Genomic DNA, 12586 nt, shown 5'->3' on the forward strand with positions numbered 1-12586 from the left:
TGAGGGGAGTAGTATGAAACGACGAACTAAAGTCACTTTAATTGTTACAGGCAGTGTTGTCGCTGTTGCTTTATTAGCAGTGACTGGGGTGACAATGTATCAGAAAATGACACACAAGTCAGAAGCAACAGTAAAAGCAGGCTATCAGACTTACACAGTAACGACATCCCCTGACTTATCAATGTCAGGTAAAGTCATTGCTAGCAAGACACAAACATTGAATATACCAACTGGTAAGCTACAACAAATTAATGTTAATAACGGTCAAAATGTCAAAAGTGGCGATATTTTGCTGACTGTAACGAATACAGACATGCAAGAAGCCATTGATAATCAAAACGATATGATTTCTAAATCAAATCGTGCGGTGAATAGTGCTGCAAGTGCACTAAAAAGCGCACAACAGAGCTATAATCAAGCTTATCCAGAATCGAAAGCAACGTTAAAAGATGGTGTTGCCCAGGCACAACAAGCGGTGACTGATGCCAACGCAGACGCTCAAGATGCGCAGAATAAGCTAGTTGAGTTACAAAATAAACTTAATGTGAATGTGACAGCACCTTTTGATGGCATTGTTTCCGTGGATAATAATACAAAAGATGGCATACCTTCATTAACTATGAATGCCGTACAAAAGATTTTACAAGCAACAATATCAGAGTATGACTATAATAAAATTCATAGTGGCGACAAGGTTACAGTGAGTGGTATTGATGGGACACCAAACCAAACAACAGAAATTAACAAAATTGAACAGATACCTGCAGATGAAAGTAAGGGCACAACCTATTATCCTTTCTCAGCTAATGTGTCAGGAGACTTTTTATATGGTCAAAGTGTGAAAGTGAAAGTGCCACAAAATGATCTCAAAGTACCAAGTTCTGCTGTTTATAAGGGGAATATCTATAAGATAATTGATGGTAAAGCTAGTCGTATCAATGCTGATGTGACTAAATCAGGCACAAGCTATTTTGTTAAATCAGGGATCACAAAGAATGAAAAAGTTGTTCTTAACCCAGACAGTCATTTGAAAAATGGTGAGGCGATTAATGATTAATTTGTCAGCGATTAGTAAAAGTTATCGTCAAGGTAATGATGATTATCAAGTGTTACATGACATTAATTTGAACATTCAAGCTGGTGAGTTTGTAGCGATTATGGGACCATCTGGTTCAGGTAAATCAACTTTAATTAATATTATAGGGTTTTTAGATCAGCATTTTGATGGTAATTATATGTTCAACAATGTTAAGGTAAGTGATCTGAAACGCAAGCAACACGCACAGTTACGAAATCAATCAGTTGGTTTTATATTTCAAAATTTTAAATTAATTACAAATCAAAGCGTTGGTGAAAATGTTGGATTACCATTATTGTATGCTGGTATGAAGCGACGAGATATTGTTTCTCGTGTTACTGAGGTGCTGACACAAGTTGGCCTACCTGACAGTTACAAAAAATTGCCAAAAAATTTATCTGGTGGACAACAGCAACGTGTGGCTATCGCGAGAGCTATTGTCACAGCGCCTAACTTTTTAGTTGCTGATGAGCCCACAGGGGCATTAGATTCAGCGACATCTGCAGAAATTATGGCGCTATTTAAAAATTTGAATGATCGTGGGACAACTGTAATCATGGTCACGCACGATGAACAAGTAGCACGACAAACCAATCGATTAATTAAGATTTTAGATGGTCGTATACAGAGTGATGAGGAGGTGCGCCATGCAAACACGTGAATTATTTGTTAGTGCATTCCGATCATTATTGTCCAATAAACGGCGTAGTATATTAACAATGATTGGCATTATCATTGGTATTGCCTCAGTTATCACCATTTTGGCATTGGGGGATGGTGCTCGTGTAGCAATGATGAAAAATTTGCAAGCCAGCACCAGTGGGGAGCAATCCACGGAAATTAATTTTTCACCGAAAGGTGAGAACATCATTGCTGGCTTCAAGGATGATGATTTGAATCGTATTCGTGAAAATAAGCAAGTGACTAAAGCCAAGATACAGTCAGATGATCAAGGGATGTTATCAGCACGTGGGTCTGTGAATGGTAAGAATATTTCACCAGCTATTTATTTGAGCCAAAGTACGAATGATGACCATTTAGTAACAGGCCATGGTATTAGTAAACAAGATGTATTAGTTAGTAATCCAGTGGCGCTTGTTAGCCAATCTATTGCTAAAAAAGGTTATAAAACTACCAGTAATGCGATAAATGCTGGTATTGAGATCAATGGCACAACCTATACGATTGTAGGTATTATTAGTAATGACGCGTCACGCGGTAGCTATAATACTTACAATGTGGTTGTGCCACGACAAGTATTTGAGGCGAATAACGCTGACGTATCAGCTAATACACTAAAATTAACGTTTGTTGCCGGCGCTAATGTATCCAAAGAAACGCAAAAAATTGCTGATCAATTGAATAGCAGTGGCTCGCAACATAATGCTGGCTCGTATGATTTTTTTGATATGGCTGCGATGCTCAAAGGTGTTAGCACTGTGATTAAAGGGATTACGTACTTTATTGTTGCAGTGGCGAGTATCTCACTGTTTATTGCGGGAATTGGTGTCATGAATATGATGTATATTGCTGTTAGTGAACGAACACAAGAAATTGGGATTCGTATGGCGGTTGGTGCATCACAGAAGCAAATTTTATGGCAGTTTTTGATAGAGGCTGTGATGTTGACCTTGAGCGGCGGCATGATTGGTTACCTTGCAGGTCTTGGTGTGGCAATGGGCGTCTCTGCCTTCCTGCCATTTAAGGCTAGTGTTTCTATATCAACTTTCCTATTAGCTTTTGGTACATCAACTATTGTTGGGTTAGTATTTGGTATATTACCAGCTAAAACAGCAAGTAATAAGAATTTGATTGATATATTAAGATAATATAAGCTTATTGAAACTATAAAAACGTTCAAATTGATAGTGAGAGTTTATCAATTTGAACGTTTTTTCTGGCATGACTTGTACTGATTACTGCTTGATATGAAAATAAATTGTCGTCTATTATTAAGCGTTAAACTAATTGAATAACATGTTTAATGAGTCCAGTATCAATCATAACGAACAAACCGATTAAAATGTATATTATTCGGCTTAATGGTGCACCCCAACGTTCAAAAATATTTTTGATGATTGGTAATTGACCAAAAAAGTAGGCAAGTGTTAGGGAAATCACTGTTAAAATAATAAAATAAATCATGGTTATAATAATACTAGTGCTGGGCATCGTGGCTAAAACAGGGACATAAACAGCTATGTTATCTGCACCGCAACTGACCAGATACATGAGTAAAACAGCAATGATACCTTTGCGTGAGTGACTTGTTGTTTCCTCATCATCGTCTGCTTCACCCTTAATTCCCATATATATTGGAATTAAACCAAGGAACCCAATACCCCATTCTGGTATAAAGCTTTGAATGAGTTGTCCAGCAAGCGCACTGACACCAAAAACAAAAAGCATGCCTAATTCGTATCCTAGTAACGTTTCCTTAAAACTATATTTTTGTAATAAAAATAATAGAATAACAAAAAAATCTAGGTTGACTCCAATAAATAACATTGTTACTAGTGGTATATTCTGCATAGCTTTTCTTCTTTCATGATATACTTAACATATATTAATATAAACATATGTTAACATTAACATATAAAGGAGTCAACATATGAATGAAAATTCAGACAATATTTGGCAAGACGAAATGGCACGTATCTTTAAATTGTTAAGTAATCCCACGCGTTTAAACATTTTAGTCTTGTTAGAAAATCACCCACTAAGTGTTAATGATATTGTGGAGAAACTGCAATTGTCACAACCACAAGTATCACATCAATTAGCAATTCTAAAGGCACACCAACTTATCAATTCTGAAAGAGTTGGTAAACGTAATTTCTATCAGTTAGATGATCCTCATATTTTAAATGTTATTGATTCTACAAAGAATCATGTTAAACATGTTATTATCGGTAAAAAACATGGTGAATTGTAAGAAAAAAGGTAAGCAGGAAATGTGTTACAAAGACAGTCCCTGTTTACCTTTTTTATGTCATCATATTTTTTTGAAATAGGGATTGTGGTACTTTTTTACCGTTCATATGAGATTATCATAATCCGTAAAAGAGCGCACAACTGAAAAGATATAAAAGCCTCAAACTAACAAACTGTTAGCTTGAGGCTTTTTAAACAATACTGGAACAAGTTAATTACCAGCATTATCGTAGCCTTCGTTTATATCATCATCTGGCGTCTTAGTCCAGCCAGCTTTTTCCGGATCAATCCACTGATGATGGCCATTTTGATCAGGGACATCGAAAGGACCATCGCCAAAATAATAACCGCTACCGTTTGGATCAATCCAAGCGTTGCTTGTTGTCTATCAATTTAAATACGCAATAACCAATAATAACTATAAATATGAAGTAGAATATCCCCATTGAGTGATTAGGGAGAGACTCTTTGTTGAAATCAATCAGGAACATCACTATGGCACTGATTATCATTGTTATGACAAATTTCATATTACATTACCACCATTCTTTTTCTTATTGTGGGAATCGAAGAATTTAGCTAGCATCGTACTAGGGCTCGTGTAATCTAGTGCAAAGTCTAGACCAGCACTAATCATTGTTCCGAGGACACCTAGACCCATCCCAGACAAAGTAGACTTTAGACGGCTCATTTACTCTACTAAATTTTGGATAAGTTTTTAAAACGTAGCTCTTTCGCTCTTTTTCTATTTTATAATATAAATAATAATTTTAATTATACCACTAATCAGTGATTAAATATATAATAATTTTTTTAACTTATTAGGTCACAAAAAGTCTCTAATTAGCAGCATATTAGTCTTGAAAAGGACTAGAAGAATTGTTGGTTTAAATACTGGTATGAGGCAAAGTTAAATACGTTATTAGATAGTGCACTCATTAGTACTTTTTCTCTGCTAGTTATAGCATTGTGGCTACTATTAAGTATCTTATGGGGTATGGATAGTTTGTCAATGGCAATGCTGTTTTATGTTCTAAATGGTTGGGTTGCTTGTGCATTGATTATCCCTGATATTCAATACTATGTGTTATGGCATAAATATGATCAGTAATAGACTTAAATACGACAGTATTTATGCTTACATAGTCAGGCAAATGATGCTATGGAAGAATTAGAACAATTTTCATATAAAAATAACGAAAATAAATTAAGCTATTTAGGGAATCAGGTGTATTATGTTTATTATTCTGGAGAATAATGAACAAATTCCTCAACTCACAATTCGTGAGTTGAGGAATTTTACGTTGTAAGACTTTATTCTATTACTGTACACGTACTTTATACAGACTAATTATAAACAGAACAACAAACCAAATGATTGATAGTATGGTGGTCATCATTGTAGCAGGCGAGAGTAGCAATATCAGGAATACACCTGCCATAAATACGATAGTCAAGTAATTTGAAAATGGTGCAAACGGCATCAAGAATTTTTTTTGACCGTTGATAAAATGATCTGATTTGCGATATTGAATATGTGTGATCAAAAGAGAGATGTAAATGACAATAAAAGTAGCCGAAGCAGTTGCGGTTACCATACTGAATGCATCCTCTGGAAAGATATAATTCAAACCAATGACAGTAGCAATCAAAGCGGTTGATAGATTGATACCACGCATTGGAATATAATGGCTATTTAATTGACTAAAAAAACTGTTTTTTGGTGATAATGAAAAAATCATGCGTCCAGTTGTAAACAGGGCACTATTTAGTGATGAGGCAGCTGCCGTCAAAATAACAAAATTGATAATTCCTGCAGCTGCGGGGATACCTATACCAGAGAAGACTTGAACAAAAGGTGACGTGTTAGCGCTATAGTTTGTCCAAGGTTGGATCGTCATGATGGCTAATAAAGCACCAATATAAAAAATAAGAATACGGATAATAATCGAGTTGATTGATTTTGGAATTGTTTTCAAAGGATCTTTTGTTTCGGCAGCTGTGATACCGACAAATTCAACGCCTAAAAATGCGAAAAATGCCATTTGAAAAGCTGCTAATAAGTTGTGACCATGATTTGCAATCAAACCATGTTGCCATAAAGTTGATAATTGGGTCATACCAGCTTCACTACGTATATGAAAAACGACCATGATTATACCGATTAAGATCATTGCGACAATTGCGATAATCTTAATTAAAGCAAACCAAAATTCTGTTTCGCCAAAGGCTTTAACAGCGATAATATTCATACTATAGAGTACACCAAGAAATAGTAATTCCCATAACCAAGCAGGTGTTTGTGGTAACCAAAACTGCATGTACTTACCAATAGCAGTTAATTCAGCCATTGCAATAATAATCCAACCCAGCCAGTAAGTCCAACCCATAATAAAACCAGCGCGATCACCTAAGTATTTTTTGATAAAGCCGATGAAAACAGTTTGATTATGATCAGTTAATAAGAGTTCCCCCAAGGCGCGCATCATGGAAAATACGAAAAAGCCTGTGATAATATAAATTAATAAAATAGCCGGACCAGCTTTTTGAATGGAGTCACCAGCACCCAAAAAAAGTCCGGTGCCAATTGTACCGCCTAATGCAATCATATTGATATGACGCCCAGATAATGTACGAGATAGTTGTGGTTTTTCTGTCATGATGATTTTCCCTCCTAGTCACTATGTTCTATAGTAAATTATCTTGTATAATAAATAAAACTAATCTTTTTCATTTTTACATGAAAAAAAGTATTCTAAGGGGGTATTAAATTGACGTTTTCTTATCAAGTATTTGCCACAGTTGTCCGTTATCAGTCATTTTATCAGGCGTCTCAAGTGCTTAATGTGACAGCCAGTGCTGTTAGCCATTCAATTAATCAACTGGAAGCACAATTAGGGTTTCCGTTACTCATACGTAATCGTTCTGGCATAAAATTGACGCGTGATGGGGCGTTAGTTTTGCCGGTTATTCAACAAATATTGAATGATGAAGCTGATTTAATTCAGATGAGTCAGAATATTAACGGGCTACGTTCAGGTTCAATAAAAATAGGGGCTTTTAGCAGTGTCTGTGTCAATTGGCTCCCAAATATTTTAAGTACTTTTTCGAAACAATATCCTGACATTGAGGTATCGATTGTTCAGGATAGTTTTGAAGAAATCAGTAAACAGGTTAAAACTGGAGAGATTGATGTTGGTTTCACAACATTACCAGTGACGGATAATTTAACGATATTTCCATTAATCGCGGATCCAATATTTTGCGTGACGCCTGCTGATTTTATACCTCAAAATAAACAAACGATTACGCAACACGATATTGCTAATCAGAAGTTTATTTTGCAAAAAATAGATTATGACCGGGCAACAAAGTCAGTTTTGGACAATTATGATGTGACGATCAACTCAATCAATTTTTCAATTGATGACCAGTCGATTATTGCGATGGTTGAAGCCGGTATTGGATTTGGAATTTTACCAGAACTAGCGTTGAAAAAAATCAAAGGGGATGTGGCTATTTACCCTTTTCATCAGTCGTTGACACGGCAAATTGTATTAGTGATAAATAAAAGTAAAGTCATGTCGCCCTCTGTTGTTGAATTAATAACAGCTATTAAGTGTTTTGTGAAAGAGACGTATGCGGTAAGGTAAGTGGTTAAAAAATCGTATAAAAGGTGCCAATACAGTGAGATTTTGCCTCACTGTATTGGCACCTTTTGTACATCAGAGTTTCTTCTGCATGTTGATGTCTGTGATGTTGAAACCGCTTTTTTGATAAACGTGCATAGCGCGACTATTGCTACCAAAAACATGTAACCCTAATGACGTGTATCCCATATTTTTTGTTTCACGTGAAACAAGATCGAGCGTTTTTGAACCGAAGCCTCTGTTTTGATAAACTTTATAAATTTCAAAATCAAAGATAAACGCTATGGATGAATTTTCATTGTCAGTGCCGAACCAGATATAGCCGATGATTTCTGAATCATTGAAAATTGAGTAAAGAAAATTGTTTGGTGTTTCAAGACCATTTGGTAATAACCGATCATAAGCTAATTGCGCATTTTTTTGCGCAGTTTCAGGGGTCCAAGTGCCGGCTGCAATTTTTTCTATGGCATAGTCATTGACTGCAAAATTTAAATATTTTTGAAAGTGATTAGTTCCCATTGGTCTGAGTTTTAACATGCGAATACGCCTTTGTAAATAATGAGTTAATCTAGTATAACATAATGTACCTATACGACTATCAGTAACACGACAATAAAAGGCCACCTTTGGGAGTAAGGTGGCCTTTTATTTTAAGGGAGGATACTTTATTATGAAAAATGAGGGAGAAAATGGTATAACCAAGTAATTGATTATGTGTTTATAATAAACCCAATGGATTAAATGAACATCAAAACAATAACATTAGCGTACTAATATTGCACTAATTAATGCTATCACAGCAAGAACTACTGTGACAACGAGTGCTTTATTATTAGTCACTTTAATCATACTTAGCGCTCTATCTTCGAGTGAATCTGTCTTAGACAAAAAGTGAAACAAAACCCATATATTTGCCCAGGCACCAATTAACATCATTACAAGAAACGGAACGGGTAATTGCCCAAAAAAGGATTGGGTTGAAAACATGAGGAAAAAAATGATATTAGTGATGGAGGCAACCCACGTCATTTTTCTAGTCGCTCTTATTTCTTGAATATGTTTCACGTGGTCAATCATATGATTATCTTCTAATAATAGTTTATCCAATGAAATACGCAATGTTTTAGCTATATAAAGAACATTGTCTAAATCAGGCATGGTTTTCCCTGTTTCCCAGTTAGAAATTGTTTTGTTGGAAACAAAAAGTTTTTCGGCAAGTTCGGATTGTGTTATGTTTAACTCTTGGCGTTTCGTTTTAATGATTTGAGCAAATGTCATTTGATTATCTCCAGTGTATAATAAATTTGTATATCACATATCTAACATATTTCTTAGTAGTAATTTTTGCAATAGAAAGCGGTTTCTAATTAGGTAGAAGCGTTATATGATGTGTATCATGAACAAACGGTATGTCATTTAGAATTTTAAAAGGTTTCAATTGTGAGAAGACTTTTTAAGTTGATTATCACCTTGTCCTTGTATCTCAGTGGACGAACGTTTAGTATAATTAGTGGGTTACAAGCATTGCGTAAAAGGGCAAAGAAAATTTTGGAGGGTCAGTATGATTATTTATTTTTCACAAGGTGGGCATACTAAGAAAGTTGCAGAGCAGATTGCTAAAAAAACTGGCGATCAATTGTATGCTATTGAACCGGTGGAACCTTATCCCAGCAAGACCATACAAGCCATACCAAGAATTAGCCGAGAGATTGCCACACAGACGATTCCGTCAGTCAAAAAAGCACCGGCTGATGTGCTAGCAGACGATGTCATTTATTTAGGATATCCGATGTTTGGGATGGATATGGCGCATGCTATGCGAGGATTTTTACAAGTAAATGATTTATCTAGTAAGGTGATCAAACCATTTATGACCAGTGGCACAAGCACACTAAAGATGAGTTTAAAAACATTAAAAAAGTTAGCCCCCAATAGTGTGATTGATGAAACATTTGATCCTAAAAATTTATAAACCTTGTTTTCCGTTAGTATTGTTGGTTTCATCTATTGGTAAAACGATCGAAAAATCAAAAACTTGCACTAACTCATTGGCAGTTAAATAGTGTGATAAATAATTTTTCTCGTTGTTCATAAATGTTGATGATTGTTCTGAGAGATGAGATATTAGATTTGATTTTTGAATCAAAGTTAGCCCCAAATTCTTTTTACCGTGTAAATATAATGCTAAACCTTGAAGGTTAAACAAGCGTGCACGATGATAATAATCTTTTTCTTGTTGCCTGAAGTAAACGGTTAGTTTTTGAATCAATAGATCAGCCGTTTCAAGATGATTATGGTCTAACATAAACAAAATCATGTTATTGTAAATGTAAAATAGCATTGAAAAATTATCATAACGAAGGTTATCATATAAGATACCCTTTTGATGCAATTCTTGAAAAAGATTAAACATGAATTTTTCTTCAAGGAAGGGAATTGCGTGTCCAAATAGATATAGCTCAAAAAAAGTCCAATTACGGATATTTTTAAAATAAGCTTCAAGAACTAATAATTCGTCATGGTTGATGCTCGCGACATTTAATGTCGCGAGCATCATTTTTATTTGAATGACTTGTAATTTGGCAAATGACCCTGGTTTATGTTGCCAAATTCTCAAATGATTTTTTAATGTTGTTGTATCACCAGTTTGATAGGCTTTTTGAAAGCTAGGCAATAAATCATTATTATTGGCGTTGTACTTTTGATATAGAAATTCAAATTCAGATAGTTGTACATTGATCCTATCTAATAGTTCGAGTAAATGGGTGAATGAAATATCTGTTAAGCCCCGTTCGAATTTGGATAAGAAGGGATAGGAGACAATATTTCTACTTGCTTCTTTTAGCGTTATGTTTTTACCAGTTCTAAATATTCTAAATACTTCGCCAATTTCAGTCATTATTTAACCTATATGCACATTTTCTAATTGTTGTCTTACATTGAGTTTATCATAGATGATATTGAAAATAATCAGGTATCAGAAAAGTGAGGGTTAACATTGGCAAATCAAAAGAATTTTCATTATTTATGGCTGAGCTTTCTTGTCTCGTCTGTTGGTGATTGGTTATATCGTCTTGCCCTGCCTATTATTATTTTACAAAGAACAGAATCGCCGTATCATGCAGCGACTATCTTTGGAATTACTTTTATACCTTGGATATTATTGTCATTAATTGGTGGGAGTTTGGCAGATAACTACCCCAAAAAACAAATTTTGATATTAGGCAATACTTTCGCTGTCTTTGCTAGCTTATTTTTAATTATAGTACTCAGCGTTACGCCACTTAATTTTTATTTATTATATGCTGCAGTGTTTGTTTTGGCATCTGTTGATCCTTTAATCCATCCCAGTTTTCAAAGTATTATTCCAGAAATTACCGTGTCAGAACATTTTGTAAAAACTAATGCAACGCTTCAGACGATTGAGAACACATTATCCATCATGGGACCATTAGCTGGCGGGGCAATAGTGATGTTGATTGGTGGTATTAATGCATTATGGATTGATACGTTTTCTTTCATGTTAGCAGTTTTGATTTTGTGTTGCTTGCCACAACAAAAAAACACCCCACGTAGTCAACATATCATGCGAAAATTATGGCTTGATATGATTGAGGGGGCCAGGTACAGTTACCATCACCGTGTTATTTTGAGTGGTGCAATGATGTTTTTAATGACTAACTTAGCTTTGAATATGTTTGAAGCAAATTTTATTTTTTATATGACTAAGATATTGAAATATCGACTAGTTGATGCAACGCTGGCGATGGCAATTGGTGGCGTTGGATCACTTATGGCCAGTATCTTCGCTGGGCCTGTTGTTATGCACTATAAGGCAGGTATGTTATTGTCGTCAAGTACAATATTGGCTGGTTTGAGCACATTATTATTGCTGTTGAATACAAATTATCTTTATATTGGCGTCATTTTAGGGTTAATGAGCTTTTTTGGAACGATCAATGTCATAACATACTTTACTTTGCGACAACGGACTGTGCCAAAAGAGATACTGGGTCGGGTAATTTCGGTCACACGTATGATTTCTTACGCTTCGATTCCAGTAGGTTCCTGGTTTGGTGGTTTGTTATTAAGCTGGGGGAACTCAATGTTTATAGTTATTATGCTGGCTGGGATCATTCGGACATTAGCAGGGATTTTGGCTCGTTTGTCGCCTTTGGGGAAAGAAAATTAAATATAAAGTGAAATCACTCGTGAGCCATTGAAGTGAACCCAAAAACTTAGACAAAATAGAATTAACTAACATACTCAGTGGTGAGTTGCCGATATTGAACCGGCGACAGGCCATTGAGTTTTTGTTTGATACGATGATTGTTGTAATAATTAATAAAGGCATCAACGACAACTTTGAAATCATGAAATGATGCGTATTGTTTATGATGCACGATATTAGCTTTCAAAATATGGAAAAAGCTCTCCATTGGTGCATTATCGACTGGTGTTGATTTGCGGCTCATGCTTTGCGTCATACCAAAATCTTTCAACGTGTTGATGAACATTGGCGTTTGATAATGAAAACCTTGATCGCTATGAATAATGGCGCCACGATGTTTTGATAAGGTGATTCAGCTTGAAAGTCACGTTTGATGACACGTTCGGCAACACGTCCCACAGTACCACGATAAGAATTGTAGCGACGCTTACGCGTATTATAAGTGGTACTCAATAAAGCGTTTTGCCGCATAATGCGAAGCACGCGTTTATGATTAATTAAATAACCTTGATCATGTAACAAGATTGTCACCCGACGATAACCATATTCCGTTTGAAATTGTGGTGATTTGATTTGGCGGATGACTACTGCTAGTTTATCATCTGATGACGTACTGATTGGATGTGCTTCTAAATAATAATACGTGCTACGTTTTAAGTGAATCAGCGTCAATAGATCATTTAATTTGAATAA

At 35.4% G+C, this 12586-nt stretch carries 15 protein-coding genes; 7 read left to right on the forward strand and 8 right to left on the reverse strand.

All coding sequences use genetic code 11. The features are described from left to right. The first annotated feature begins 13 nt into the window (after positions 1-13). From JOD28_RS07240 to JOD28_RS07250, 3 genes are read left to right on the forward strand one after another with little or no spacing between them, the layout of a single operon-like run. Entirely contained in the window at positions 14-1057 is a 1044-nt protein-coding gene (locus JOD28_RS07240; RefSeq protein ID WP_204770160.1) for an efflux RND transporter periplasmic adaptor subunit, read from the forward strand. Next, the gene (locus JOD28_RS07245; RefSeq protein WP_204770161.1) at positions 1050-1739 is read left to right on the forward strand and encodes an ABC transporter ATP-binding protein; all 690 of its coding nucleotides are present in this window, start codon (positions 1050-1052) and stop codon (positions 1737-1739) included. Before JOD28_RS07240 ends, JOD28_RS07245 begins: the two co-directional genes overlap by 8 nt. Further along, the gene (locus JOD28_RS07250) at positions 1726-2907 is read left to right on the forward strand and encodes an ABC transporter permease (RefSeq protein WP_204770162.1); all 1182 of its coding nucleotides are present in this window, start codon (positions 1726-1728) and stop codon (positions 2905-2907) included. The genes JOD28_RS07245 and JOD28_RS07250 overlap by 14 nt, the downstream gene beginning before the upstream one ends. Positions 2908-3037: 130 nt before the next feature. Here JOD28_RS07250 and JOD28_RS07255 read toward each other — a convergent pair whose 3' ends face one another. After that, positions 3038-3610 carry a cadmium resistance transporter gene (locus tag JOD28_RS07255; RefSeq protein ID WP_204770163.1) on the reverse strand — a complete coding sequence of 191 codons (573 nt, stop codon included), beginning with the start codon at positions 3608-3610 and terminating at the stop codon, positions 3038-3040. A 79-nt stretch (positions 3611-3689) separates the two neighbouring features. Here JOD28_RS07255 and JOD28_RS07260 point away from each other — a divergent pair, with 79 nt between their 5' ends. Continuing rightward, complete coding sequence (locus JOD28_RS07260; RefSeq protein ID WP_204770164.1) at positions 3690-4013, forward strand: ArsR/SmtB family transcription factor; 324 nt, start codon at positions 3690-3692, stop codon at positions 4011-4013. Between the two features lie 525 nt (positions 4014-4538). On the opposite strand, the gene JOD28_RS07265 is transcribed toward JOD28_RS07260, so the two are convergent. Further along, on the reverse strand, positions 4539-4703 hold the full coding sequence (locus JOD28_RS07265; RefSeq protein WP_204770165.1) for a hypothetical protein: 165 nt from the start codon (positions 4701-4703) through the stop codon (positions 4539-4541). 631 nt (positions 4704-5334) lie between these two features. Next, complete coding sequence (locus tag JOD28_RS07270) at positions 5335-6672, reverse strand: amino acid permease (RefSeq protein ID WP_204770166.1); 1338 nt, start codon at positions 6670-6672, stop codon at positions 5335-5337. A gap of 111 nt (positions 6673-6783) precedes the next feature. On the opposite strand from JOD28_RS07270, the gene JOD28_RS07275 reads away from it, so the two are divergent. Next, the gene (locus JOD28_RS07275) at positions 6784-7665 is read left to right on the forward strand and encodes a LysR family transcriptional regulator (protein ID WP_204770167.1); all 882 of its coding nucleotides are present in this window, start codon (positions 6784-6786) and stop codon (positions 7663-7665) included. Positions 7666-7737: 72 nt separating this feature from the next. Here JOD28_RS07275 and JOD28_RS07280 read toward each other — a convergent pair whose 3' ends face one another. Both JOD28_RS07280 and JOD28_RS07285 read right to left on the reverse strand, forming a co-directional pair. Continuing rightward, positions 7738-8199 carry a GNAT family N-acetyltransferase gene (locus JOD28_RS07280; RefSeq protein WP_204770168.1) on the reverse strand — a complete coding sequence of 154 codons (462 nt, stop codon included), beginning with the start codon at positions 8197-8199 and terminating at the stop codon, positions 7738-7740. A 225-nt stretch (positions 8200-8424) separates the two neighbouring features. Then, entirely contained in the window at positions 8425-8940 is a 516-nt protein-coding gene (locus tag JOD28_RS07285; protein WP_204770169.1) for a helix-turn-helix domain-containing protein, read from the reverse strand. A 283-nt stretch (positions 8941-9223) separates the two neighbouring features. Here JOD28_RS07285 and JOD28_RS07290 point away from each other — a divergent pair, with 283 nt between their 5' ends. Continuing rightward, positions 9224-9634: a flavodoxin gene (locus tag JOD28_RS07290; RefSeq protein ID WP_204770170.1), complete on the forward strand. Its 411-nt coding sequence runs from the start codon at positions 9224-9226 to the stop codon at positions 9632-9634. On the opposite strand, the gene JOD28_RS07295 is transcribed toward JOD28_RS07290, so the two are convergent. Continuing rightward, entirely contained in the window at positions 9629-10561 is a 933-nt protein-coding gene (locus JOD28_RS07295) for a helix-turn-helix domain-containing protein (RefSeq protein ID WP_204770171.1), read from the reverse strand. The genes JOD28_RS07290 and JOD28_RS07295 overlap by 6 nt on opposite strands. Positions 10562-10660: 99 nt before the next feature. On the opposite strand from JOD28_RS07295, the gene JOD28_RS07300 reads away from it, so the two are divergent. Next, on the forward strand, positions 10661-11854 hold the full coding sequence (locus JOD28_RS07300; protein WP_204770172.1) for an MFS transporter: 1194 nt from the start codon (positions 10661-10663) through the stop codon (positions 11852-11854). Between the two features lie 61 nt (positions 11855-11915). On the opposite strand, the gene JOD28_RS07305 is transcribed toward JOD28_RS07300, so the two are convergent. Continuing rightward, the gene (locus tag JOD28_RS07305) at positions 11916-12179 is read right to left on the reverse strand and encodes an IS3 family transposase (protein WP_204770173.1); all 264 of its coding nucleotides are present in this window, start codon (positions 12177-12179) and stop codon (positions 11916-11918) included. Beyond that, the gene (locus JOD28_RS09780; protein ID WP_239531141.1) at positions 12161-12565 is read right to left on the reverse strand and encodes an IS3 family transposase; all 405 of its coding nucleotides are present in this window, start codon (positions 12563-12565) and stop codon (positions 12161-12163) included. Before JOD28_RS09780 ends, JOD28_RS07305 begins: the two co-directional genes overlap by 19 nt. Between the last annotated feature and the right edge of the window lie 21 nt (positions 12566-12586).

Origin of the sequence: Leuconostoc rapi, assembly GCF_016908715.1 — a bacterium.
GTDB classification, from domain to species: domain Bacteria; phylum Bacillota; class Bacilli; order Lactobacillales; family Lactobacillaceae; genus Leuconostoc; species Leuconostoc rapi.